Genomic DNA, 26,417 nt, shown 5'->3' with positions numbered 1-26,417 from the left:
CACCTCCTTTAATTAATCTTATGCTAACACGCCAGAATCTAGTAGTTAAAACGAATGATCCAATAGAATCAACTTAACCGGACAGGATAATAAAGAGCTTACTCTATCTTGTATGATTTATCAAAAAAACGTCAATGCTACTAAATATAATTGTACGAGGGGATGAAGCAAAATGGGGACAACAGGTTCTATTTTAGTAGAAACCTTTTTTGGGTTTGTAGCATTATTTGTTATTACCAAAGTGATAGGGAAAACACAGATATCTCAGTTAACGGCTTTTGACTTTATCTCTGCCTTAATCTTTGGGGAATTAGTTGGGAATGCAATCTTCGATGACAAAGCAGGGATTAAAGAAATAGCTTTTGCTGTTTTCTTGTGGGGGGCTTTATTGTACGTCACTGAATTCCTAACGCAAAGATTTAAGAGGACGAGAAGTATATTCGAAGGTAAACCTAATATGATCATACATAAAGGAAAACTACAAAGAGAAGAAATGAGAAAAAGTAAATTAGATATGAACCAATTGCTACATTTATTAAGAGCAAAAGATGCTTTTTCTGTAAAAGAAGTGGACTATGCAATATTAGAAACAGACGGTTCATTATCTGTTCTTAAAAAATCATTAAACCAGTCACCTACAAGACATGACATGAATTTAATGGAACAAAAAGTTGCACTACCTTTTATGTTAATCAATGACGGAGAAATTATTGAAGACAGTTTAAAAGAAGTTGGAAAAGATAACACCTGGTTAACCAATGAGTTACAAAAACAAAATATCAATTCTTACAAAGATGTATTTTATGCCGAATATAAAAAAGGAGAAGCTCTATATGTGCAAACATTTTAGGGCTCCTTTTTTTATTAAGGCTGTTTTCTTCGAAGGTTGTTCTTAGTACGGAATTGCTATAAAGTGCGACATAATGCAAAAGTACAACACAAGCGGTCATGAGATCCCTTATTTTTATGTTTTTTGACCAATTTTGAATCTGAGCGGTCATACAGGACGCTATTTTAATAAAATGCCATCGAAATCAATGCAATTAGGGCAAATAACGGCTCTGGTGACCGCTAAAAACGTAAAATCTTAAATATGAGGTAAATAAGGGATCTCATGGCCGCCAAGATCTACTTTGATTTTTAGCGGTCATGAGATCCCTTAATTTCATAACAATCCAGCTTCGCCTCCCGAAAATCGGAAAACTCTAACGTACCTTAGTTACGACAGATTTTTCATCAACCCTGCACTGCACTAATCCCAACGACTATTTACTATATAACCTCCAAATTCCACCCACTATTTCACTTTTAATTTTGTCTTGCTTTATTAATGAAACAATATATCCAGTCACGGCTGTTCGAAACAAGATCCATTGTGATAGTTGTTTAGGTTGTACTCCAAAATGCACACACATTGCCCCGACTACGGTTTCATGCGTTATCCCACTAGGCTCTTGTATAATTCTAGACTCTAACCATTTAAGTAAGCTTTGATGGTACGCGATATTTTTATCTACCGTATCGTAAAAATTTTCTTCAAACGGCCCGTGGCCAGGAACTGCTCCGTCACAGGAGATATTTTTTAGCAAATGTAGGCTGTTGATTGTTAACTGCGCATCCGTTAAAAACGGAATCTTATGTTTGTGTAATTGCTCTTCAGCAAAATAACTGTCTGCTGCGTATAATATATTATCGATCTTAATTGCTAATTGATAATAACTGTGACCAGGAAGATAATATGCTTCAAATAGAAATGGATCAATTTGATGGTGTCCTTCTTTTATAACATGATCGATTGTAATCGGATTTCCTTCTAGAAACTTATTTCTAAGCTCTGGTAAAGGGTCGTTTCCAGTGAATAAATAGGTAGGCTCTAAGATTGGATACCTCATAATAGCTTCTTCTAAATAAGGAGCAATGGTCACTACTTGCCCTTGATCTTGAAGATACGATGCTCCGCCAAAATGATCTGTATGCGCGTGTGTAATGAAAAGATGTGTAATCGGTAAATCTTCTGTCGTTAACTGTCTTATAACTTTCTTCATTGTTGACTTATCAATACCAGCGTCAATTAACATCCCTTTGGATCCTTTATGTACGTATCCGATATTCACAGCTCCATGGAAATAGTAACACGACTCATTGATTCTAATTAACTCCATATAGGAACCCCTTTACAATTAATTGGTTAACTTAAGAATATCGAATACCATAACAAAAACCAACCAAATTATATACGTTCATTTATAAAATAACCTTTTCCGGTCATTTCAGTATAAACAAAGTCTACAGCATGCCCAGTTACGTTTGTTTTTTTCTTATGTTCTACATGTTTTTCCAATTGTTTTTCCTGATCCATGTAGGACATACTAAGTTGCGTTTTAAAAGGCTTTTCTATTGGATAAGGATCTTGTTTCGTTTTAACTACACGATTTTGATATTGTTGGTATTGATAATTATCAACCGGCAGAACATATCCCATCCTAAAACCACTCCCTTTATGATCCTATAGTAATCTATACCCTTTTCTTCTATAAAATATGCATCGTAAGCATGCTCATCACTTGGATTTTCTTCGTTCACCCATCATTTGTTCTAAATTATTCATTTGCCCCACCATTTCACCTTCCCACTCGGTCATCTCTTTCTCTAACTCTTTCATCTTTCTTTCTGGACGTTGTAACCATTTTTCATTTTTATTTAAGTGCTTATCAAAAACACCTAGATTTTTGATTATTTTCTGATGAAACGCTGATCCATTTTTCACATTATCCCTCCTAATCGAAAAATAAGGTAGCTCTTAATGAGCTACCTTTGTCTATCTACCTACTATATCCAAGAAAAAGGTCTTTTCTTATCATCTTTGTCATCTTCATGATCTTCAACTGCTTCGATATCATCGTCATCTTTATCGTACTTTTCCTCTTCCACTTCATCCGCTACAACTTCATCTCTTTTTGGACCAGGTCCGAAAAACGGATCTACACGACGAGGCTCAGGCTTCTTTGATTCAATAACCACATTATCTGCTTTTATCACTAAGTCCTTAACATAGATGACTTTTTTCTTTTCAGACATACAGATTTCCACTCCCTTTATATAAAACTTGATCGCTACTATTCTATGTAACTGTCTAATAAAGGCAATGGACATTCGCCCGGATACCTCTTTTTTTATATGACATTTTCATCAATTTATATATCTGTGTTGGTCGCCCACACAACAAGGACATAAAGACATATTCTATATAGTGACAAATAAGTCAATACACTTTGAAAGGGGTTAGATACAATGACATGTGGAAGTAAATACGATTCAGGTAACTGTGTAGCGGATATTCTACGAGACATTGCAGATGCACAAACGGACCTAGTGAGTGATTGTACGACTAGCTGTGAACAATCGATTGCAGATTTATTAGGGGAAGCTTCTCCAGCGGATAATTTTGATACGGTACCAGTAATCCTATATTGTAAAGGTAACTGTAAACCATTCAAGGGGTACGGTGCTAGAAGACCAAATCTTGGGTTTGTATTCTCAAGTTTCTATTTCCGTGTTAAATCTGTAGATGAAGACAACTGTGCTGTTCTAGAATTACTACGTGAACCTGGAGATGAATCAAATCCACACGATCCAGTAGATCAAGATACAAGTGATTTAGAAGTAACAGGCGTATGCATTACAGTCGATTTAGACTGCTTCTGCCACGTTACTTGCCTGCCAGCAATCAATGCATTAGACTAATTTACACTTGAGGATCTGCTCTTTTTGAGCAGATCCTCATTTTATTCTAAATTTAAAACAAACAACAGGAAAACAGATAGACCTTATTTGAACATTAAGTCTATCTGTTTACTATAAAGTTTAAAAACTCAATAACCTTATATGAACAATTTCATCAAGTGGAATTTCCCTGTTTCTTGGTGATTTAAATGTAACCATTTTCACTTGACCATCCTTATAATCAATGATGACTCCGCGGTGCCGTTCTGTCTCTGTGGTTACTTCGCATTTCATTTTAGGAATCTGTGAAGGTAATCCAACAAAATACTCAACTTTCTCCTCATTCGTCATATCCTTAAATCTCTTTCTACTTGTTCTCGGGTGGATGCTTTTATCCTCACCTGCTTCTTTCTCGTGCTTTTTATTTTTATTTTGCTGTTCATGATTATCTTCTATTGCTTCAATCACATCATCTTGGTTACCATATTCTACTTCTTTTTCTCCGGCCAACGGCTTTGGTGTCCTGATTTTCATACTTTTCTTGTTTTCTTCGCTTGTATCAGGTTTTAATTTATCTTTTTTCTTTCTTGGTGTTCTATAATCAGATTGCATGGATGCCTTAGGCTCTTTTAGATTTGGCTGTGTAATATATAGCATTGGATTCTGAGCAAACCGTTTTTTTCTTCTAGACATGAGTGATTCTTCCTCCCCTTTCACAATACTCTTCAAAACATTATATGTGTGAGCCTATGAAATGTGCTGATCATCTATGCACTGAATCCAATATAAAAAGGGTTTGATTCTATATAAGAATCAAACCCTTTTTCTTAAGCTTTACGATAAGCCTAAAATGCTATAGCCAGAGTCCACGTGTATAATTTCACCCGTAACTCCTCTAGATAGATCACTTAATAAATAATAAGCAGTGTCACCTACTTCTTCTTGCGTAACCGTACGACGTAATGGTGCTTTCTCTTCTATTTGTTTTAGGATCGTGTTAAAGTCACCAACACCTTTTGCAGACAATGTACGAATCGGCCCAGCCGAAATTGCATTTACACGTACACCATGTTTACCTAGATCATTAGCTAGATATTTCATCGTTGCATCTAGACTAGCTTTTGCTACACCCATTACATTATAATTTTGGACAACTCGCTCTCCGCCAAGATATGTAAGAGTTACAATTCCGCCTCCCTCTGACATTAGCGGTTGTGCAGCTCGACTTACAGATACAAGAGAATAAGCACTAATGTTATGAGCTAATAGGTAACCATCTCTACTTGTGTCTACGAATTCACCTTGTAAATCTTCTTTCTTAGCAAATGCTATACAATGAGCTAGGCCATGTATTGTTCCAACATCTTGTTTAATTTGATCAAAAGTTGCAGTGACTGCTTCATCACTAGTTACATCACATTCATAAAATAAGGCATCTTGTCCTTCTAAAGTGGAAACAAGATCTTTTACTGGCTTTTCAAATCGCTCACTTGCATAAGTAAATATTAGTCGAGCACCTGCTTCATGCAAGGAACGTGCAATTCCCCAGGCTATGCTACGCTTATTAGCAACTCCCATCACCACATATGTACGACCTTCTAGTGAAAAATTCATCACTCATCCTCCTATGGTAAATCGTTTTAATTTTATACTTGTTATTAGTACCTAGTGCTATCTTATCTCATTATAGAATAAAACTCAATTTTATTTCTTATTTTATTATGTATGACTATATTTCTTGCCATTTCCCCCTATCGGATTATCTTTTAATAGCTATGTACATGGAGCGCTTGAATTTAAAAAAGAGCATCAAATTGTTTTAACAATTCGATGCTCAAGTTTATTTTAAATAGAATGCAAGTCCGCTGCTTATATACCGTATTCTAAAGTAGATTGTAATTCGTCTACATATTCATGTGAACCTGTAACAATAATTCTATCCCCTAAGCGTAACTCAGTGTCACCATGGGGTACAATGGAATCTTTTCCTCTAAAGATACGAACAATGATCACATCTCCAGTGAACGGAAACTTCCGAAGCATAATACCAGTATACATTGGATTGTTCATATGAATTTCATACAATGCACTCTCTTGTTGTGTAAGAATGTCAACTACACTTGGTGCAGTAATTAATGCTTTAAGCAATGTTTTTGTTGAAAGAAGTACAGAGAACACTTCTATACCTTTATCCTTTAATTCTTGATCAATTCTAGATGATTCAACTCTAGCTATAACGCGACCAACACCCTGTTCTTTTGCATAGGTAGAAATTTCTGCATTTAGAGCTTCGTCTCCGGTAGAAACAACTACCATATCGACATCAAAAACTCCTTCGTGTTCTAATTTTTCTAAGTCATACGTTTCTAACTGTGTGATATCAAACACGGATCTTGTAATATGTTCATCAATCTTATCTTGTTTTGTATGGTACAAATGTGCTTCAAAGGAAGAAGCATCTAACTCCCTTACAACAGGAAGAGTTGCTTGGTTAGAACCGACAAAGGAAATAACTTGTTTCTGTGCCCCTTCATCTTTATGCTCAAATAACTTTTTAAACACTGGTGGCGTTATTAAACAAGTAAGAACAGCTACTAGAATTAGCGCGCTCTCCATTTGACTGTCTATAACCCCCATACGCTCTCCTATTGTAGCAGCAGCTATAACAAGGGATAACGTAGAAGTTAAAATCATACCTGAACTAATGACTGTTTTCCAATCGTACCATTTTTTCAAAAAGACAACTGGGAATAACTTTGAGATTAACAGTGCAATAAATAATAATGGGATTAACACTAGTACAGTTGGGTCACCAAATAGAGACCAAATATCAATTTCTACACCAACCATTACAAAGAATATTGGTATAAGAAAACCATAACCAAAGCTATCTAGCTTCTGCACAAGTTCTTGATTTGGTGATAATAAGGAAACTAATGCGCCGGCTAAGAACGCTCCTAAAATATTTTCTGCCCCAACTGTTTCAGACAAGGCAACTAAGAATATAATGAGGGTAAACACTGCCCTCGTACCAATTTGTATCGTACCTCTCGACATCGTTTCAATAAACGTTTGATTTCTGAAATATTTCCCAACGAAATAGAGCAATACACCAACAACAAATAGAAGAAGTAATAGCCACATATTGCCTGAACCATCTCCATAAAAAGAGACAAAAACGGCCAAGAGAATCATCGTTACAAGGTCAGCAATTACAGCAATTAATAATATTGTTTGACCAATATTCGTTTTCATCGCTTGCGCTTCCTTTAATGTTGGCACAACCACACCTAAAGAGATAGTTGAGATGATTAAAGTCATTAAGAAAACATTATCAATAAAGCCTGCGAGTACAAACAAATATGATAATAGTAGAGATAGTGCGAAAATACCAACAAATACCACAGAAGCTAAGGCAACCGGATTGGGTAGTTTGTTACCGCGATTTTTATTAGACTTTTTAGCTGTCTTTTTATTAGCGAATATAGAAAAGTCTATTTCCAGACCACTTAAGAACATTAAAAAGATAAAACCTAATGTAGATAATGTTTCTAGCCACGTACTTTCATCCACCAGATTAAATCCACTATGACCAATAATTAGCCCAACAATAATTTCTGCCACTACTACTGGAATCATTTTTAAACGAAACCGATGCATAAGGATCGGTGTTAAAAACGCAGCTAATATGACAATTACGAGTGAGCTAACCGACTCTGCGTGTTCCATAAAAGTTCCTCCCTTTTTTAACTAGTTAATAAGTGCATAAATGCAGTCGCCATTCCAAAATAAATTAATATAGAAATAATATCATTGATTGTTGTAATAAAAGGCCCTGAAGCAACAGCAGGATCAATCTTAAAATGGTTCATGATGATTGGTACAAGTGCACCAGCAATTGTCGCTACCACCAATGTAGCCATAATAGAAATTCCAACCAACAACCCTAAAAACACATCGCCTTTCCAAACATAAACGATAAGTGTTACTAATACACCACAGCTTATACCTGTTATTATTCCAGTCCCTGCTTCTCTTACTAATATTTTTGAAATACTACTGTTATTAATTTCACCAGTAGCAATACCCCGAACTGCAACAGCTAACGCTTGAGTACCAGTATTCCCTGCCATTCCAGCTATAAGAGGAATAAATACAGCTAGGATTGCTACTTGATCTAATGTAGCTTCAAATCTTCCAATAATACTCGCCGTAAACATACCTAAAAATAGAAGAATTATCAACCATGGCAATCGTTTTTTAGCAGAGACAAATGAGTTTTCGTCCCTACCATCCATATCAGAAACCCCAGCTAACTTGGAGTAATCATCACTTGCTTCTTGTTCCATAACATCCATAATATCATCGACTGTAATTATTCCAAGTAGATGATTTTGGAAATCAACAACTGGTAAAGCAAGAAAGTCGTAATCACGCATCATTTGTGCGATATCCTCTTGCCCCTCCCCAACAGGTACCGATACAATTCGATCACTCATCACATCAGAAATAAGCCAGTCGCCTTCTGCAATGATCAGATCACGTAATGAAATTACACCAACTAAGCGCTTTTCAACATCTACAACATAAATATAATAAATCGTTTCTGCTTCTGGAGCTTCTTTTCTTAGATGACGCATCGCTTCTTTTACAGTTTGTTTTGTTTGAACAACAACAAACTCATTCGTCATGATACTTCCGGCAGTTTTTTCTTCATAATGAAGCAATGCTTTAATTTCATCAGAAGAATTTTTATCCATAATTGTTAAAAAGCTTGCAACTTTATTCTTATCTAATTCGTTTAATATATCAACGGCATCATCCGTAGACATTTCAGCTAAGACATTTGCAGCATACGATGGATTCATTTCTGCAACCAATTCTTCTACTTGATCTCGTTCCACATGTTCCATTACTTCTGCAGTCTCTTCGGGAGACAAATACGTATATATTATTAAGCGAATATCTTCCGGTTGTTCTTCAAAGATTTTCGCTTGATCATAAGGATGCATTTCTAGAAACTCTGCTCGGAACGTGTCAATCTGTTCATTGATTAAGGCTTTTTGTATTCTTTCCCATATTAATTGTCGTTCGTTCGTATCTAAATGTTCCATCACACACCCTCCTTATCTATATAAAAGAAATTTTACTAGTTATTATTTAATGGTAATTAAGCGAATATTTATAAAAAGGATTGCTTTACGAGAATAAACATACTATGCTTAAAAAATGTAGAAATATGTTGTAAACTTAGTCTAATACTGTTTCAATTAATCTGCATGATCATCGCGACATTGGATAAATATTATTCTAAATGAAAAACTACAAAACAGACAACATTTACGTTGTGTTCCTTATCCTTATTATAATAATTTAGTTTCTTGTCAGTTGTAAACAACAATATACCAATATACGTTTCATTCATTTGGGATCATAGTGAACTCTATTTACAAAAAATTTATAGAAAGAAAGGAAACAAACATGAGTTCAAAAAATACACCAAATTCTAATTTCGATTACACATTAGTGTTTATTATACTTTTATTAGCCATTGTAAGTTGTTTTGCCATTTACACTGTACAACCATTCTTACCGTCGATGTATGAAGGGACTAACTTTGTTCTACAACAAATTGTATGGTATATCCTTGGTTCCATGGTGATTGTAGTCATGATGCTTGTTGATTATGATCGTTACCGACAGGTTAGTTGGATTTTATACGGAATAGGTATGATAACATTACTTATGCTTTTTCTCAATGTTCCTGCTCCTATTATTCATGAAGTGAACGGAGCTAGAAGTTGGTTTATATTTCCTGGAATTGGTACGATTCAACCAGCTGAATTTATGAAAGTTTTTTTAATCAACATGTTAGCTCACGTGATGGTGAGTCATAACGAAAAGTTTAAAATAAGAACCATTAAGAGTGATCTATGGCTATTATTAAAAATCCTAGTTCTATCACTTCCTCCAATGGGCTTGGTTGCAACACAACCTGACTTGGGAGGATTCTTGGTTTTATGCGCAATCGTTGCGTGCATGACTTTAGTCTCTGGCATTCGATGGCGAATACTACTTACCATTATGCTTACCATGGTTGTGAGTATTGGCATTGTAGTCTGGGGATATATTAATTATCCTGACAAAACCAAAGAGATTGTGAATAACCTAGGATTTGGCCACGTTGAAAGTAGGTTTTTAGGTTGGCTATATCCCGAAGCCTATGGTGATTCTGGCTATCAATTGATTCGAGCTATGTTATCCATTGGTTCTGGTCAGTTAACAGGAAAAGGAATGCACGATTTAGAAGTTTATATTCCTGAACGCCATACCGATATGATTTTTTCTGCTATCGCAGAACAATTTGGTTTTTTAGGCGCAAGTTTCGTGATCACCTTATTTTTCCTGCTTATCTATCGATTAATCCATATAGGTTTGCAAAGTAATGATCAATTCGGTAGCTTTTTAGTCACTGGTATTATTGGCATGTTTACATTTCAAATTTTTCAAAATATCGGTATGTCTGTTCAACTGTTGCCAATTACAGGTTTACCGTTACCTTTCATTAGTTATGGTGGTAGTTCAACACTAACCTATTTAATGGCTATTGGAATTGTATTAAATATAAAGTTTAGAACGAAGACATATATGTTTGATTAAGATGATTGCAGGTGGTAATGCTAATAATTAGCATCCACCTTTTTTATTTAATAACCGAACGTTTGCATTTGGGAGGAGATTATTTTGAAAATAGATGTCATTGGTGATATTCATGGTTGTATAGAAGAACTCCATGATTTATTTCATGCTCTAGGTTATCAATGGGAAGACAATATACCTTTTCATCCTGATGGCAGAATACCTGCTTTTGTAGGGGATTTAACAGACAGAGGACCTAATTCCATAGCTGTAATTAATCTTGTGTATGAGATGGTAGTAGAACATAAGAGAGCCATTTATGTACCTGGTAACCACTGCAATAAACTGTATCGTTATTTCTTAGGTAATAATGTAAAGCAGCAACACGGTTTAGAAACTACTGTTGCAGAATGGAAGGCTTTAGATGCTAAACAACAAAAAGTAATACAACACCATTTTATGACCCTCTATGAGCAAGCTGATTTATATGTTGTACTTCCAGAAGTAAATGCAGTAGTAGCTCATGCCGGAATTTCTGCTGATTTGATTGGAAAAACGAATAAAAAAGTAAAAACTTTTGTCCTTTACGGTGACATTACTGGTGAAACACACCCAGATGGGAGACCTGTACGAAGAGATTGGGCACAATCTTATCAAGGTGAACAGTGGATCGTTTACGGACATACCCCAGTAAAAAAACCACGAATCCTTAATAAAACAATTAACATTGATACCGGTTGCGTATTTGGAAATGCGCTAACCGCTTTTAGACTTCCTGAGGAAGAAACAGTATCTGTACCCTCCAAACAACAGCTGGTAGAGGAGAAGTTTCAAACTTTTGATTAAGGCATTTTCTTTTTGTTAGAGGTTTCTTTTTGATTGCTTTTATAAAACTTGTGAATACAATAGATATTCACCTCTCTCGCTCTTTAATCTGTTGCTTTCTTAGCTAATATTAAGCATAAAATAAGCTCACTCTTTAACAGAATGAGCTCTATTGCTTAGTAAAAAGTGAACGCATATCTTCTGGCATCTTACACTTGAAGGTTAACCGTTCACGGGTAATCGGTTGATAGAATGCAAGGGACTTACAATGCAAAGCTTGTCGTTTCAATTTTTCTGTATTTCCACCATACAGGTTATCACCAACTAAAGGATATCCAAGATAGGCAAAATGAACCCGTATTTGATGTGTTCGACCTGTTTCTAGTTTTACATCCAAGAGTGAATAATATGGGGATGTTTCAACTACATTGTAATGTGTAACAGATCGTTGTCCCTCATCAGTAACCATTCTTTCTATTATAGATCCAGGCTTCCTACCGATCGGAGCATCTATCGTTGCTTGCTTCTCTTCTAATTCACCTTGAATAACAGCATAATATCTTCGATTAACAGTGCCTTCTTTTTGATCACGAGAAAGAATCGAATGACTGTAGCGATGTTTTGCTACTAGCAATAAACCTGATGTATCTCGATCTAATCGGGTTACTACATGAACAGTGTAGTTTAGATTATGCTTCTCATAGTAACCCAAGATCCCATTAGCAAGGGAGCCTGTTGTATGATTAAGCGATGGGATTGTTGCCATTCCAGGTGGTTTATTAATCACCAACACATCATCATCTTCATAAACAATATCTAATGGTATATCCTCAGGTTCCATAGATGCACCACGTTCTTCTGGAGGAAGCACCACCTCTACAACATCGTCTGTATGGAGTTTACGACGAACAGACGATGATTCCCCATTTACAAGCAAATCTCCACCTTTAAATTTAACGACCTTTAAAATACGTCGTGAAAGGCCTCTAATTTGCAATAAATATTCTCTTAATAAAATATCATCATACTCTTTTGCTACAATCCATTTCAACTTGCCGTCACCTTTCTAATAAGCATCTTCGTTTCATTATTTAATCTCTATTTATCTTTCGCCAGAAATGAAGGAGTCATGCACCCTTTTCCAGAAAGGGAAAGAACGAAATCTCGCAAATCGAATTTTTTCATCCGCTACTCGACACTCAATTGACTTCACATTTGTATATGTTTTTGTAAGGTGATCAATGGTAATCAAGAAACTACGATTATCGTGAATTGGCATCAGCTCACATACATGGTGTTTAGGTAAGATTAATGGTGAGCCAATTGTTCTAAAAACACGATTGTTAATAGAAGCCATTTCTGTAACCTGGATCGATTCCAACGCTGGATGAATGATTCCTCCCCCAAGAGCCTTATTATATGCTGTTGAACCTGAAGGCGTTGAAATACACAAACCATCTCCACGAAACCTTTCAAAATGCTCCCCTTTTATGTTCACATCGAGGACAACAGAACCTTCTGCTGTTTTAACCGAGCACTCATTCAATGCCAAGTAACGATCTTCTTTCCCTCCATTTTGCGGATGAATCTTTACTTCTAATAAAGGATATTCTACAACCTGAAAAGGATTTTTGGCAATTTCAATAATTAACTTTTCTACTTCTTCCGGAACCCAGTCAGCATAGAAACCCAAATGACCTGTATGTATACCAATAAAAGCAGTATGTTCTAAACGGTGACTATAGGTATGAAAAGCTTGGAGAAAAGTACCGTCACCACCAACGGAAATAGCTAAATCCGGTTCATCTTTGTTATATTCCAAATCAAAGTCTTTTAGATATTGGATCAATCTTTCTTTAATTTGTTCTGATTTTGAATCGCCCTTAGAAGTGATGGAAAATTTCATAATCTCTATGTTGCCCCCTTCTATTTGTGTTTCTTTTTATTTTGATGGAATATACGTTGTGCTTCTTGAACTTCATCTTTTATTTTTGACATTTCTTCATCTAATCGAAAGGCAGCTTCAGCTGCGCGCTTAAGTCGAGCTTTAATATCTTTTGGGATCTGGCCATCATATTTATAGTTAAGGGAATGTTCATTTGTAGCCCAGAAATTCATCGCTAACGTTCTGATTTGAATTTCTGCTATGATTTGTTTTTCTCCTCGAACTGTTGCAACTGGATATCTTATAATCATATGATAAGAGCGATAACCACTATCTTTCTTTTCTTGAATATAATCTCTCTCTTCTATTATGGTAAAATCATTACGTGAACGTAGCATATCCACTATTGTATAGATGTCTTCAACAAACTGGCAAACAACTCTTACACCAGCTATATCCTGGATTTCACTTTCTAACTCATTCAGTTGAATATCTTTTGTCCTTGCTTTCTCTAATATGCTAGTTACCGGTTTTACTCTTCCGGTTACGAACTCAATTGGAGAGTGTTTGGATTCGTACTCAAATTGTGCTCGCATTCCTTTAAGCTTAACTTTTAATTCTTCTACCACTTGAACGTATGGTGCTAAAAACACTTCCCAATTCACAGCATACATCACCTCAACACTTTATTATGTAATACAGTTACCCTGAAAATTCGGTTGGGTATCTTATGTAATTAAGTATAAAAATAAACGATGTTCCTACATAATTGTATCATATTAGTAGTTATTTCGTATGATTCAACTGTTTTTATGTATGGATAAATTCGTAATAAATCACTTTTGAAAAACATTATAATAGTTAACTTTTGCATTTTCGTTAGTAATTCAACAAAATATAAGGTAATACTTCTTTTAGGGGGAAAGCTAAATGCCACAAGAAATAGAAATTGAATTTAAAAATTTGTTAACAAAACAAGAATACGATCAACTGTTGAGCCATTTTAATCTCAGCCCTAGTCAGGCTATTGTTCAAACTAATCATTATTTCGAAACAAATGACTTTCAACTAAAACAAGCAAAATCTGCCTTAAGGATTAGAGAGAAAAACGATTTATTCCAACTAACATTAAAACAACCTCATCCAGAAGGTTTACTAGAAACCCACGACACCTTGACGATGACAGAAGCGGAATCATGGATAAATGGTACGATTGTTCCCAAACCTCATGTAGCAAAACAACTAAACGAATTAGGAATTGACTTTGCACAACTGCGTTACGGTGGATCACTAATAACCCATCGTTTAGAAACCGCTTTCAAAGATGTCGTTGTCGTGTTAGACTATAGTACGTATAATGATGAATTAGATTACGAATTAGAACTTGAAGCAAAAACAAAAGCATCTGGGCAACAAATTTTTGATGAATTATTACATGACCATAAGATCCCAAAGAGAGAAACACCAAATAAGATTCAACGGTTTTATTCTACTCTGTAACAGAATAATTATAGAATAATTCAAGAAGATCAATAGTTGTTCAATCAGATAAGTTGCTCTATCTATCCATGCACTGTTACAATATATTACAAATAAGCAACAGTTCTATATCACCAACGATTTGAAGGGTTTGTTATATATGACAGATACAATATATGATGCAATTGGTGGATACGAAACCATCAGTGCATTGGTAGATGCGTTTTATGAGCGTGTTTCACAACATCCACAATTAACTCCAATATTTCCAGATGATTTGACGGAAACAGCAAGAAAGCAAAAACAGTTTCTAACACAGTTTTTTGGCGGTCCTGCTTTATATATCGAAGAACATGGTCATCCAATGTTAAGAAGAAGACACTTACCTTTTCCTATAACGCCTTCTAGAAAAAATGCATGGCTATCTTGCATGGAAGACGCTTTAGAAGAAGTTGCCATTGAAGAGCCGTATCGAAGTGCGATGTTTGAACGACTAACATTAACTGCTGGACATATGATGAATACACCTGAAGAACAGAAAGGAGAATCGATGTGAGTTGGAACCCATCTGGGCCATCAAACAAACAGGAGACGAATACTACGGCGCAGTATGGCTTTTTAGATTTACTCAAAAAACCAATTGAGATTTATGTTTTTGTTGATCCACTTTGTCCCGAATGTTGGTCTCTAGAACCATATCTAAAAAAACTTTTTATTGAATATGGTAGATTCTTTACCATACGTACGATTTTAAGTGGTCAGTTGACTACGCTGAATAAAGATAAATTTGACAAACCGAAGCAGCTCAAGGACATTTGGGAGAAAACGGCAAGTCGTACCGGTATGAGCTGTGATGGAGATTTATGGATAGAGAATCCAATTTCTTTTCCTTGGATTGCTTCTCTTGCGATAAAGGCTGCAGAGCTTCAAGGCAAGAAAGCAGGTAGGAAGTTTCTACGGAAGATGCAAGAATATGTTTTTTTAGAGAAGAAGGACGTTTCTAAAGAGGCTGTATTACTTACTTGTGCAGAAGAGGCCAAGTTAGACGTAGATGAATTTAAAAACGATCTTTACTCAAGTTCATCGAAAAAGGCACTACAATGTGATCTTAAATTAACTAAAGAGATGGATGTTGAATATATTCCAACACTTGTTTTCTTTAATGAGTCGGAAGAAGAAGAAGGTTTGAAGCTTTCCGGACTTTATCCTTATGATATTTATGTTAGGGTTTTAAAACAAATGTTACAAAAAGAACCTTCTCCAGCAAAGAAACCTCCACTTGAGGACTTTTTATTACATTATGATTTTGTTGGTACAAAGGAAATCGCAGTCGTTTACGATTGGTCAATTGAAAAAACAGAAAAAGAAATGAAAAAATTACAGCTAAAACAAACAGTTGAGAAAGTGCCGGTAAAGTATGGTTGCTTTTGGAAATATGTACAGTAATTATTCCCTTGTTCATAGCAAGGGATTTTTTATTTTCCTTAGCTATAATAACAAAAAGGATATGCCATAGACATATCCTTTTTCCATGCCTATCGCTAGACAAGGGGGGATGGGAGAAAGTTTCAGGTCAAACAAAGGGGTTTTTTGTTTGTTAAACATCTCACATATATAATATAACAAGGCACTACCTATTTCGCAATAGAACTGTTCATCATTTCACAAAAATGTCACACTTCTATTTACTTCATAAACCTCATACATATTAATAGCTTGGTTTATAAACAAGGAGGTACTGTTGTGGTACAACGCTTTTTCCCTTTTTTCTTTCTGATCTTGACCTTTGTTGCCTTTTTCTTTAATATCCTTGGATTGATGCGTCTTATGCCAATGATTATAACGTTACCACTTCTATTTATATCCATTTATTTAACTATCTTTTCCTTCACGCATAAAAGTGCTTTCCGGGGTTTTAAATAAAGGCATGTAAAAATAGCACCTCTAATTGTTAGATCATAAAGATCAACAACTAGAGGTACTATTTAATGAAGTGAGCATGTCATGTATGACACCACTCTTATTCCATTTTTTCTAATAACTGCTCCATTTGTATTAATTTTTCCTCAAATACATCTAATGCAGATAATATAGGCGTTTTTTCAGTCATATCGACACCAGCATGCTTTAACACTTCAATCGGATAGTCACTACTTCCTGCTTTTAAGAAACTCATATACCGCTCAACTGCAGGTTCTTTTTCTTTGAGAATTTGTGACGCTAAGGATTGTGCAGCTGCATAACCAGTCGCATATTGATACACGTAATAGTTATAATAGAAGTGTGGGATTCTAGCCCATTCTAGTCCGATCTCTTCGTCTACAGTTAGCTCATCACCAAAATATTTTTTATTCAATTCATAATAAACTTCTGTTAATTTATCAGCAGTTAACGCTTCTCCATTTTGTGCAAGGATATGAATGTTATGTTCAAATTCGGCGAACATCGTTTGTCTAAACACCGTACCTCTAAATCCCTCAAGGAAGTGGTTAATTAGGAATAACTTTTCTTTTTCATCAGTCGTTTGTTCAATCATATACTCATTTAACAGCGCTTCATTACAAGTAGAAGCAACCTCTGCAACAAAAATCGAATAGTTTCCATAACGGAAAGGTTGATTTTCTCTCGTATAGTAACTATGCAAGGAATGTCCTAGCTCATGTGCAAGGGTGAAAAGGTTATTTAGATTATCCTGCCAGTTCATAAGAATATAAGGATTGGTTCCATATGCACCAGAAGAATAAGCACCACTACGCTTTCCTTTATTTTCTTCAACATCAATCCATCGGTTGTCAAAACCTTCTTTAAGTCGTTCTACATACTGATCACCAAGTGGGGCTAATCCTTTTAAGACATGTTGTTTAGCCTCTTCATAGCTTACCTTCATATTTACATTCTTTACTAATGGTGTGTATAGATCATACATATGAAGTTCCTCTAGCTTTAGGACCTTCTTACGCAAAGAAACATAACGATGAAGTAGAGAGATTCTTTCGTTTATAGATTCAACTAAGTTATCATATACTGATTCAGGAATGTTATTGTTATTTAAGGCTGCCTGCCTAGCTGAATCATAATTTCGAACTTTCGCATAAAAATTATTCTTTTTCACTGCACCTGATAGTGTGGAAGAGAATGTATTCTTAAAGCTTCCAAACGTGTCATACATCGCTTTAAATGCGTCTCTTCTTACTTCTTGGTTGTCTGACTCTAAAAAGTTAATATAACGCCCATGCGTGAGGTCTATTTCGTTTCCTTCTTCATCTTTAACTGCTGGAAACGTTAAATCAGCATTATTTAACATGCCAAACGTTTGAGCGGAATTTTCTAACACCTCGGAAGCTTCTGCTAACAATTCTTCTTCTTTTTGACTTAATATATGTGGACGATTTCTAGTAATTTCATTCAAAGCGTGTTTGTATAAGCTTAATTCCTCTTTTTCTTCTAAAAAGCTCTTTAACTTCTGTTCATCGATGGAAAGAATCTCAGGTACAATAAAACTCATTGCACTGGAAGCCTGTGTAATAACATTTTCCGCTTTAGCATTCATCGCTTGATAAACAGAATTCGTCGTATCTTGGTCATATCTCATATGTGCATATGTATATAGTTTACCAAGACGTTGAGATACTTCATCTTGTAAAGTTAAAAGGTCAAATAGTTGTTGTGCTGATGTCTCTAACGTACCTTGAAACTTTTTAAATGTTGGTATTTGTTTTTTTAATTCCTCTAATTCGTTATGCCATACATCGTCTGTAGCAAAAATATCTTCTAGCTTCCAAGTATTCTCTACAGAAACTTGATCACGGCTTTTTAACTCTTTTGTTGATTGTCCCACAATAATATCCTCCTTCTAAAAGCTTATTAAAAATAAACTTCACTCATAGATTCTATACATTTTCCAAGATATCCTTTTTTTTCATACCTTTATATTATATCGTATCTATAGAAGAATCATGCGTCAAATCTGGATATAAACTGTATCTTAATTGTTGTATCAATTGGTCATCTTGTTGATTAGCCAAATCAATGTTTTTGGGTATTTGAATTAGCTTCATTACACGGTACGATTCTGCATTCGTCCTCACTATAATTTTTAGATTCTCTAATATATCTAGATATTCCATGATTGGATTTTTTTGACCTTGAATAAGAGGAAATGTATGTGAAGAATTCATTTGATCAGATAGTAGGTTTTTGCATAATTGTAGGGTGAATGATCTGTTATACCTTAGTAAGCCGATTACAATTTTACTTTGCCATATCCATATAGCCGTCCTCATCATCCATTGTGATGAAACAGGTATAAAACAAATGGAAGGAAGCAATGTAGGATGTACGCGTTGAAGGTAAAGCCATTGGATCCAACTTTTCTCTTGATTGGATATATGTTGTCTTGGTTTGGTTCTTACATGAAAAATTTTGTTTTTCCATAATGAATAGAAGGATGGGTTTATCGGTAAATGGTGAAAAAGGTCTCTTATCCTTAACGTCCTTAGTTTATGGAACACTATACTTCCTATCGTTTGTTTAGTTCCAGTAGTTTGAACATGCTGATAGATAGCAAAATAATGCGAATTTGGACAGTAAAAATACATGGTTAAGGGAAATCCGGAAGAAAATTGATGTACATACAGAAGGTCATTAGATGATAGGAGCAAACTGGAGGACTTTGATCGTTTCATTCGGTTACCTCCAAGAATCCAAATAGGTGTTATATCCAGTCGGCGATAACCGCTATTACGTTCTAAAAATTCTTTTGAGGACATTCTTGCACACTGATATTCCATTGCAATTTGTTTGTTACCAATCTTGATAAAAAGATCTGGTCTTTGCTTTATTTTGGGTATGTAATGTTCTAATGATACGTTTATACGTTGTTCTTTTAGCCATTGGTATAAATCAAGCTTTCCTCGTTCATGATATTCTCCTTCTCCCCCATAGTGACTAGGACAGGATGTATTTGACTGATGTGAGAAGTGAGCTATCATTTTGGTACCAGCTTTAACAATCAGAGCCTCGTTACAAACTGGGCAAAAAAAGTTATGATTCTCTTTTTGGTATTGAATATCATCTTTGGATAATAGAGCTAAGGTAACCTTTTCACCATTGTCATTAATGGCTTGCAGCATAAATAATCGCCTCCTTTAATTTCCATATCTAATTCTACATCGAACGACAAAATCCTCTATTGTTTTCTATCACTATATTAACTTTCTGTGACTTTTATTAAAAATTTAACTACTTTCGCAGTTTTCATAAAGTGCGCAGCAACTTCCTTACGGTCTTTTGGGGATGAGAGCTATATCGCCGCTGCGGAAAAACACTCGCTTTAATCGGTTTTCTTTTCAAGTAGAGAAAGATAATGAATAAATTCTTATGTTCTACTTACTTCAATTAGAAGGCTATAACTTAGCGTAGTCAGAATACGGAGACTCCTGCGGGAACAGCGCGAGCCGAAGATCCACTCAGGAGCGCTCTTTGCTACTGAGTTAGCTGAGGCCGTGCCCGCGGAAAGCGAAGTATTCTGACGAAGCGGCGGCGTATTAGCACTCACTAAATAAAGACCGTAAGGAAGTAAAGAAATTGTTTACTACACAGTATCGATCTACTACGCAATTTGTATAAGAAATCCTACTTCGCAGGTACAAAAAAACAGACACCCGACAATACGAGTGCCTGTTCCTATAATGAAAAGTATTGCTTTACTTGCGTCATTGCATCTTCTTCAAAGATGACTTTCCCATACTCTGCAAGGCGATAAATGGTGATACTTGATTCCTGACCAAATTCTAATAGCTGACTAAGGATATTTTCCTGTTCTTCATCCGTTAACACTTCAGCATCGAATTCTAATTGAAGGAAGTACTTATTATCGAAGTGATATAAGGAATTACTAAACCCTTCAACAGTATCAAAATAATGACTTAGTTGAATGACGTGCTCGAAATCTGCAAAACTCAGAACGAAAGATAAATCATCTTGCTCGTGATCCTCTGAATCTTCATCATCATGACTGCCAAATTTCTCATCCAATAAGGATTCAATCTTTTCATCTACTGGCATATCAATCGTTTTTCCATTTTCCATTGGTAATTCTAAGTTGTGGCCATCTTTAGAAATTTGTGCCTTTGTTACAACAATCTCTAAGCCCTTATCAAGTGCTTGCACTTGTATCCACAATGGTCCATCTATGTTAAAGTCGTCCTCGTTATAATTAACTTCATCCATTACTTGCCAAAAAAGTTGTTCACTTTTTTCGCGATTATACCAGATTTCCTCTCGATCAAAGCCACGGTCCTCAATATCTAAATAGGAAATATAAAATTTAACCGTGTTTTCATTAATTCTTTCTATCTCCATTCTTATACTCTCCCTTCTAAAAAATAATTAGGTGGAAGGGATTACTTCACCTAGTTATAAACTCTCCTAAATACAACTTACCCAAAAAGAGTATAGTTCAATCCTTTAAAGAACATATAGTCTTTCTATTTCTATTCTATGATATCTTAGCATAAAATGAAAATAGAAAAACCTAGAAATCAGAAAAAAGGGTTCCTATCACAAATGGGTTTATTAAATACATATTGTAACGTAACTATAACTTTTTGTCACGTAATCCGTTCTCTTCATGAGATATATAAAAGCGCAGATCTTAGTCTATAAAAAGATCTGCGCTTTGACGGATTAATTAACCATTCGTTGTGCTTCTCGTAGTTGGAAAGTACGAACTTTTCTTGGTAGGAATCTTCTTATTTCGTCTTCATTATATCCAACCTGAAGTCGCTTTTCATCGAGTATAATTGGACGACGAAGCAGGCCGGGATTTTCCTGAATAAGGTTAAAAAGTTCTTTCAATGGCAATTGATCAAGATTCATATCCAACTTTTGAAAAACTTTGGACCTTGTTGATATAATCTCGTCAGTTCCATCTTCAGTCATTCTAAGTATCTCCTTAATCTCGTCTAACGTAAGAGAATCTGAGAATATATTTCTTTCATGAAATGGAATATTGTGTTCTTCTAACCAAGCTTTTGCTTTCCGGCAAGATGTACAACTCGGTGAGGTATAAAGTGTTACCATGGAAACTTCACTCCTCAAAATTCAAATTTATTTGACTTTCATTATCTACAAGATTGAAGAATTTATTAGATTAAAATTACTTTAAATAACTCTTCATATGTATTAGTATACTACATTTGTCAACTCGAGAACAGACCATCTTTAAAGATTTTTGCTAATTTACAAATTATATGTTTCATAGCATCAAATACCCTTTATCTTCACCGTTAAAACCTTTTTTTAAAAAATTATTCCCTGCTCCGTGTAATGGTAACAGGGAATGTTCGCTGCCATCATACATTTGTTTATTGTTGTGCATTTTCTTTACTATTTAGCGCTTCAAAAATGTCTTCAGCTTCTCTATCATTATCATAAGTTAAAACTTCATCAACTGGTTGATATGCTTTACCATATAGTTGTTGGTCTTTATATGTGTGAATATCCTCATACATTTTTTTCATCTGTACATATATTTCTTCCTCATTATCATTTCCAGGAGACCAATATAATATTTCTAAAGTGTTCTCCTCATTTGTAGCTAACGATCTTCTGCTGTACCCAATCGATTGAGCATGCACAAAGCCTTGTCTTTGATAGAAGCGTAGTCGCTTTTCTGAATCTGTATCTTCATAATCAAATGGTTCTACTTCGAGTATGATTGGTTTATTTTTTTCTTTCAGCTTTGTAAGCAACTTATTACCTAGCCCTTGCCCTCTAGATGCAGTCGAGACATATACATAATCAATAAAAATGAATGTTTTAAATTCCGCATACATTAATACATGATGAGGACCTTCATCTTTGTGATAAACATCCCCTTTTTCTTTTAATAGCATTTCCATGTGTTCTTTTGATTTCATTTCTTCAACCGGAAAATACTCATTTAATTTTTCATACCAATTCATAGTTTACTCCCTTTTTTACCGTAGTCTCCTTAATTATATAGAAAAACTACTCTCATGTTAAACCCGTAATCTATGATGTCTTTTTATTTATACCCATCATTTCTGATTTTAACCGAGCTTTTTAGTAGTTAAGGTAATATTACTTCTATTTGATATCTTATGCTTCCAAATACTAACTAGTGTAGGCATTGAACAATGCGTCACGCTTATTTTAGCATGGATTACTTACATCTTACTTTACTCGATATGAAATAACTCATAGATGGATTAACCACTTTACATCCGAAAAAGAGCCTTCACCAAAGTGAAGACTCTTTTTATTTAATTTATGGTGTATAATCTACACCTTCTGTATAAGTGTTTCCTGCATTCCATAATAAGAATTCATTTATTCCATTCTCATTTAGGGCTTTTATTTGCGCTTCAACTTCTGCTACTCCATATTGCTTCGCAGGACCACTATATAACCAAGGAGCTTCAAAATCTTGTAACCAAGGTCTAGAAGTCGGCGGTGTTTCTAATTTTCCTAACACTTCATTTTCAACCTTTGCATATTCATTTACTAACTCATATGGTTTTTCATCAGGATTATCTATTCCAAAATAAGGTGTCCAGTGACTTGGATAAATCATCGATGATATAACATCAACGTTTTCAGAGATCTTCGTAAAGTTTTGACCTATACCAGGAGTCTCTTCTATTGTTGCAGCGTAACCAAAGATGTCAACAGAAACATCTACACCATATTCTTCTAGTTCATCTCTTGCATACGCAACAAAGTCAGTTACAGCCTCTACACGCTTTTTCACGTCATTTAGTTCAGAATCTTTATATTCACCTTGATCATATTGAAGTTCTTTATCTCTTTTTTCAAATCCTTCTGGGAACCGAACATAGTCAAACTGAATTTCTTTAAATCCAAGCTCAGCAGCAATTTTTGCAACTTCTACATTATATTCCCATACTTCTTTTTGGAATGGACTTACAAATGAATCGCCTTTACCATTCGCCCATACTTTTCCATTCTCTGTAAAGGAAAGATCCGGTCGATTTTTCGCTAGTTCTGTATCTTTAAAAACAACAATCCGAGCGATTGGATATATGCCTTTATCCTCTAGTACTTCAAGGACTTCTCTAGGATCTTTAATGAAATTTCTTCCCATTTCCTCAAATGGATGACCTTCATCTAATTTAAATGTGATGTACCCATGATCGTCTTTAATGTCAATAACCATGGCATTTAATTCCGTTGTGTCTACGAAATTAACTAGCTTCTCAAAACGACTACCTCCCGCAGAGTGTCCTGTGAGGTATATGCCTCTTACTGCATCAGGATATGCAAAGTTTAAACCCGAATCAAATACCTCAAATCGTTTTATTGTCTCAGGTAGTTCATATTTAGCTAATGACGCAGTTCGTTTTTGGTGTAACTTCCCCTTTAACGCTTCTGTCTCTTCTGCCTGAAGTGTACTTGGAATCAATGCTAGTCCAAGAAGGAGAATCGCAAAAAAAGCTATGATTGAATGTAGTCGTTTTTTCTCCATAAGATCAATCTCCCAATGATGTATTTTAACTATATTATATAAAAGATTTCGTTAGAATAGTATGAAAATCAACAAACTTTTTTTGTGAATTTTTTACAGAAATCACTATATTTTTTTGACGAATTATGTTATGTGTATTTTTGTTTAACCTTATAATTTTGCTTCTTTTTTAACTAATTCTACTTCGTTTAGCGTGCAACATTTATTCTTTCTTATGCTTTGTGAAGATTATTTAAATTGGATTACATGGTAAATAACAAAATAATATGTAAATAAACCCTCACCTAAAAAGGTAAGGGTCATTTATAAAAATCGTAATTGTTTTCAGCTTCAATAGCTAATAAAGGAATCCATTAATTGTTTAGCTCTTCTTTATAAGCTTCGAATTCTTTGGTTGTACAGAGCACCCAATGGTTTGGTCTTATTTCACGGAACTCTGGTTCTTCACTAGTGTCATGATTATTTGGATCATAAATAATACGCTTACGGTTTCGCTCATAATCTGGATCTGGTAAAGGAATTGCAGAAAGTAATGACTTCGTGTACGGGTGAACCGGATTTTTGTATAGTTCTTCACTATCAGCCAATTCTACCATTTTACCAAAATACATAACGCCAATACGATCGCTAATATATTTAACCATAGATAAATCATGCGCGATAAACAAGTAAGTTAAATCATGCTCTTTTTGTAGTTTTTTCAACAAGTTAACAACTTGTGCTTGAATAGATACATCAAGTGCCGATATCGGTTCGTCTGCAATAATAAATTCAGGTTCCACAGCTAAAGCACGAGCAATTCCGATTCTTTGACGTTGTCCACCACTAAATTCGTGTGGGTATCGTGTTGCATGCTCTTTGTTTAATCCAACTGTTTCTAAAAGATCTTGGACCCTCTTTGTACGTTCTTCATCATTAGCAACTAGACCATGAATGTCCAAGCCCTCAGATATAATTTCTTTAACTGTCATTCTTGGGTTTAACGACGCATATGGATCTTGGAAGATCATTTGCATTTTACGATTAAACTTTTTTAACTCACTTCTTGATTTTTTTCCATGCACATCTTCACCGGCAAATTTAACACTTCCATCCGTCGCATCATATAAACGAATGATTGTTCTACCAGTAGTTGATTTACCACAACCAGATTCACCAACAAGTCCGAAGGTTTCACCTCTCTTAATATCAAAGGTAATACCATCCACAGCTTTTACAATACTGTGACGACCAGTTTGGAAGTGTTGCTTCAGATTAGTAACTTCTAATAATTTTTCTTCACTCATGATCTATCACCCTTCTCCATAGAACCTTCTGCAAAATCTCTCATTCGACGCTTAACTGCTTCAGGTGGATCCACTTCTGGTGCATTTTCATGAAGCAACCAAGTTGCTGCATAATGAGTATCTGAAACCTTAAACATTGGAGGTTGCATTTCTGTATCTATTTTCATTGCATATGGATTACGCGGAGCAAATGCATCCCCAGTTGGTGGGTTTGTTAGATCTGGTGGTGAACCAGGAATTGCAATCAATTCTTCCTCTGCGCTATCTAATGTAGGCATAGAACCTAAAAGACCCCATGTATATGGATGTTTTGGATTATAGAAAATATCATCCACTGTTCCGATTTCAACAATTTTACCAGCATACATTACGGCAACACGATCTGCTACGTTTGCTACTACACCTAAATCGTGTGTAATAAAGACAATTGAAGAATCTGTCTTCTTTTGAATATCTTTCATTAACTCCAAAATCTGAGCTTGTATTGTTACATCAAGTGCCGTTGTTGGTTCATCAGCAAGCAATATTTTAGGATTACAAGCAAGTGCAATGGCAATAACAACCCTTTGACGCATACCACCAGAAAATTGGTGAGGGTATTGATCAATACGATCCTTAGGGTTTGGAATTCCTACTAATTCAAGTAACTCAATTGCACGCTCTTTCGCTTTATCTTTACTCATTTTTTGGTGTTTGATTAAGCTTTCCATGATTTGTCTTCCTATTTTCATCGTTGGGTTTAACGACGTCATCGGATCCTGAAATATCATCGAAATGTCACGTCCACGTATTTTGGACATTTGCTTATCAGATAACTTCGTTAAGTCTTTACCATCAAATAAAATTTCACCTTTTGGTATTTTACCAGCTGGTTTTGGTATTAACCCCATTAATGCTTTTGTTGTTACAGATTTCCCAGAACCTGATTCACCCACAATAGCTAATGTTTCACCCTTTTTAAGGTCAAAGGTAACACCACGAACCGCTTTGACACTACCACTATACGTATCAAAGGTAACATTTAAATCTTTAACTTCAAGTATTTTTTCCATCATTTGCACCTGCCTTT

26 protein-coding genes are annotated in these 26,417 nt (G+C 35.2%); 7 read left to right on the top strand and 19 right to left on the bottom strand.

Annotation, left to right across the window (positions count from 1 at the left end; translation table 11 throughout):
* Positions 1-172 precede the first annotated feature (172 nt).
* A complete protein-coding gene (locus NYQ66_RS07825; protein WP_259868560.1) occupies positions 173-850 on the top strand; it encodes a DUF421 domain-containing protein in 678 nt (225 codons plus the stop codon).
* Between the two features lie 415 nt (positions 851-1,265).
* Here the strand turns inward: NYQ66_RS07825 and NYQ66_RS07820 are convergent, their stop codons facing one another.
* From NYQ66_RS07820 to NYQ66_RS07805, 4 genes are all read right to left on the bottom strand, one after another.
* A complete protein-coding gene (locus NYQ66_RS07820) occupies positions 1,266-2,162 on the bottom strand; it encodes an MBL fold metallo-hydrolase (RefSeq protein WP_259868559.1) in 897 nt (298 codons plus the stop codon).
* Between the two features lie 68 nt (positions 2,163-2,230).
* Positions 2,231-2,482 (bottom strand): hypothetical protein, encoded by a 252-nt coding sequence (locus tag NYQ66_RS07815; protein ID WP_259868557.1) that lies wholly within the window; start codon positions 2,480-2,482, stop codon positions 2,231-2,233.
* A 78-nt stretch (positions 2,483-2,560) separates the two neighbouring features.
* Positions 2,561-2,767 carry a hypothetical protein gene (locus NYQ66_RS07810; protein WP_259868556.1) on the bottom strand — a complete coding sequence of 69 codons (207 nt, stop codon included), beginning with the start codon at positions 2,765-2,767 and terminating at the stop codon, positions 2,561-2,563.
* 62 nt (positions 2,768-2,829) lie between these two features.
* Positions 2,830-3,078, bottom strand: a complete 249-nt coding sequence (locus tag NYQ66_RS07805; protein WP_259868554.1) for a hypothetical protein — start codon at positions 3,076-3,078, stop codon at positions 2,830-2,832.
* Positions 3,079-3,291: 213 nt separating this feature from the next.
* On the opposite strand from NYQ66_RS07805, the gene NYQ66_RS07800 reads away from it, so the two are divergent.
* Positions 3,292-3,744 carry a CotY/CotZ family spore coat protein gene (locus NYQ66_RS07800; protein ID WP_259868552.1) on the top strand — a complete coding sequence of 151 codons (453 nt, stop codon included), beginning with the start codon at positions 3,292-3,294 and terminating at the stop codon, positions 3,742-3,744.
* 120 nt (positions 3,745-3,864) lie between these two features.
* Here NYQ66_RS07800 and NYQ66_RS07795 read toward each other — a convergent pair whose 3' ends face one another.
* From NYQ66_RS07795 to mgtE, 4 genes are all read right to left on the bottom strand, one after another.
* On the bottom strand, positions 3,865-4,416 hold the full coding sequence (locus NYQ66_RS07795; RefSeq protein WP_259868549.1) for a spore coat CotO family protein: 552 nt from the start codon (positions 4,414-4,416) through the stop codon (positions 3,865-3,867).
* A 141-nt stretch (positions 4,417-4,557) separates the two neighbouring features.
* Positions 4,558-5,337, bottom strand: a complete 780-nt coding sequence (gene fabI, locus NYQ66_RS07790) for an enoyl-ACP reductase FabI (protein ID WP_259868546.1) — start codon at positions 5,335-5,337, stop codon at positions 4,558-4,560.
* Positions 5,338-5,592: 255 nt separating this feature from the next.
* Positions 5,593-7,452: a monovalent cation:proton antiporter family protein gene (locus tag NYQ66_RS07785; protein ID WP_259868544.1), complete on the bottom strand. Its 1,860-nt coding sequence runs from the start codon at positions 7,450-7,452 to the stop codon at positions 5,593-5,595.
* A gap of 17 nt (positions 7,453-7,469) precedes the next feature.
* Entirely contained in the window at positions 7,470-8,837 is a 1,368-nt protein-coding gene (mgtE, locus tag NYQ66_RS07780; RefSeq protein WP_259868543.1) for a magnesium transporter, read from the bottom strand.
* Positions 8,838-9,204: 367 nt separating this feature from the next.
* Here mgtE and NYQ66_RS07775 point away from each other — a divergent pair, with 367 nt between their 5' ends.
* Both NYQ66_RS07775 and prpE read left to right on the top strand, forming a co-directional pair.
* Positions 9,205-10,383: an FtsW/RodA/SpoVE family cell cycle protein gene (locus NYQ66_RS07775; RefSeq protein ID WP_259868542.1), complete on the top strand. Its 1,179-nt coding sequence runs from the start codon at positions 9,205-9,207 to the stop codon at positions 10,381-10,383.
* An 84-nt stretch (positions 10,384-10,467) separates the two neighbouring features.
* A complete protein-coding gene (gene prpE / locus NYQ66_RS07770) occupies positions 10,468-11,208 on the top strand; it encodes a bis(5'-nucleosyl)-tetraphosphatase PrpE (protein ID WP_259868541.1) in 741 nt (246 codons plus the stop codon).
* Positions 11,209-11,356: 148 nt separating this feature from the next.
* On the opposite strand, the gene NYQ66_RS07765 is transcribed toward prpE, so the two are convergent.
* From NYQ66_RS07765 to NYQ66_RS07755, 3 genes are read right to left on the bottom strand one after another with little or no spacing between them, the layout of a single operon-like run.
* Positions 11,357-12,238 carry an RluA family pseudouridine synthase gene (locus NYQ66_RS07765; protein ID WP_259868539.1) on the bottom strand — a complete coding sequence of 294 codons (882 nt, stop codon included), beginning with the start codon at positions 12,236-12,238 and terminating at the stop codon, positions 11,357-11,359.
* 51 nt (positions 12,239-12,289) lie between these two features.
* Entirely contained in the window at positions 12,290-13,093 is an 804-nt protein-coding gene (locus tag NYQ66_RS07760; RefSeq protein ID WP_259868537.1) for an NAD kinase, read from the bottom strand.
* Between the two features lie 20 nt (positions 13,094-13,113).
* Positions 13,114-13,737 (bottom strand): GTP pyrophosphokinase, encoded by a 624-nt coding sequence (locus NYQ66_RS07755; protein ID WP_259868536.1) that lies wholly within the window; start codon positions 13,735-13,737, stop codon positions 13,114-13,116.
* A gap of 265 nt (positions 13,738-14,002) precedes the next feature.
* On the opposite strand from NYQ66_RS07755, the gene NYQ66_RS07750 reads away from it, so the two are divergent.
* The 3 genes from NYQ66_RS07750 (at position 14,003) to NYQ66_RS07740 (ending at position 15,997) form a co-directional block, all read left to right on the top strand.
* Entirely contained in the window at positions 14,003-14,572 is a 570-nt protein-coding gene (locus NYQ66_RS07750; RefSeq protein WP_259868533.1) for a CYTH domain-containing protein, read from the top strand.
* Between the two features lie 139 nt (positions 14,573-14,711).
* Positions 14,712-15,107, top strand: coding sequence for a globin domain-containing protein (locus NYQ66_RS07745; RefSeq protein WP_259868531.1), 396 nt, complete (start codon positions 14,712-14,714; stop codon positions 15,105-15,107).
* On the top strand, positions 15,104-15,997 hold the full coding sequence (locus NYQ66_RS07740) for a ClpXP adapter SpxH family protein (RefSeq protein ID WP_272479947.1): 894 nt from the start codon (positions 15,104-15,106) through the stop codon (positions 15,995-15,997). The genes NYQ66_RS07745 and NYQ66_RS07740 overlap by 4 nt, the downstream gene beginning before the upstream one ends.
* Before the next feature lie 574 nt (positions 15,998-16,571).
* Here NYQ66_RS07740 and pepF read toward each other — a convergent pair.
* The 8 genes from pepF to NYQ66_RS07700 all read right to left on the bottom strand — a co-directional run bounded on the left by pepF (position 16,572) and on the right by NYQ66_RS07700 (position 26,400).
* On the bottom strand, positions 16,572-18,389 hold the full coding sequence (pepF, locus tag NYQ66_RS07735; protein ID WP_259868529.1) for an oligoendopeptidase F: 1,818 nt from the start codon (positions 18,387-18,389) through the stop codon (positions 16,572-16,574).
* A 94-nt stretch (positions 18,390-18,483) separates the two neighbouring features.
* Positions 18,484-19,683, bottom strand: a complete 1,200-nt coding sequence (locus NYQ66_RS07730; protein WP_259868527.1) for a competence protein CoiA — start codon at positions 19,681-19,683, stop codon at positions 18,484-18,486.
* Positions 19,684-20,236: 553 nt separating this feature from the next.
* Positions 20,237-20,914, bottom strand: coding sequence for an adaptor protein MecA (gene mecA / locus NYQ66_RS07725; protein WP_259868525.1), 678 nt, complete (start codon positions 20,912-20,914; stop codon positions 20,237-20,239).
* A gap of 324 nt (positions 20,915-21,238) precedes the next feature.
* Positions 21,239-21,634, bottom strand: a complete 396-nt coding sequence (gene spxA, locus NYQ66_RS07720) for a transcriptional regulator SpxA (RefSeq protein ID WP_259868522.1) — start codon at positions 21,632-21,634, stop codon at positions 21,239-21,241.
* Between the two features lie 284 nt (positions 21,635-21,918).
* Entirely contained in the window at positions 21,919-22,518 is a 600-nt protein-coding gene (locus NYQ66_RS07715) for a GNAT family N-acetyltransferase (protein WP_259868520.1), read from the bottom strand.
* Positions 22,519-22,844: 326 nt separating this feature from the next.
* Positions 22,845-24,062 carry a putative glycoside hydrolase gene (locus NYQ66_RS07710; RefSeq protein ID WP_259868518.1) on the bottom strand — a complete coding sequence of 406 codons (1,218 nt, stop codon included), beginning with the start codon at positions 24,060-24,062 and terminating at the stop codon, positions 22,845-22,847.
* 353 nt (positions 24,063-24,415) lie between these two features.
* Positions 24,416-25,348 carry an ABC transporter ATP-binding protein gene (locus NYQ66_RS07705; RefSeq protein WP_259868516.1) on the bottom strand — a complete coding sequence of 311 codons (933 nt, stop codon included), beginning with the start codon at positions 25,346-25,348 and terminating at the stop codon, positions 24,416-24,418.
* Positions 25,345-26,400, bottom strand: coding sequence for an ABC transporter ATP-binding protein (locus NYQ66_RS07700; RefSeq protein ID WP_259868515.1), 1,056 nt, complete (start codon positions 26,398-26,400; stop codon positions 25,345-25,347). Before NYQ66_RS07700 ends, NYQ66_RS07705 begins: the two co-directional genes overlap by 4 nt.
* Positions 26,401-26,417 lie beyond the last annotated feature (17 nt).

The sequence above is a fragment of the Aquibacillus koreensis genome (assembly GCF_025154055.1).
GTDB lineage: Bacteria > Bacillota > Bacilli > Bacillales > Amphibacillaceae > Aquibacillus_C > Aquibacillus_C koreensis.
Note: the sequence above shows the minus strand (reverse complement) of the source record. Positions and strands in the feature narration are given on the sequence as shown.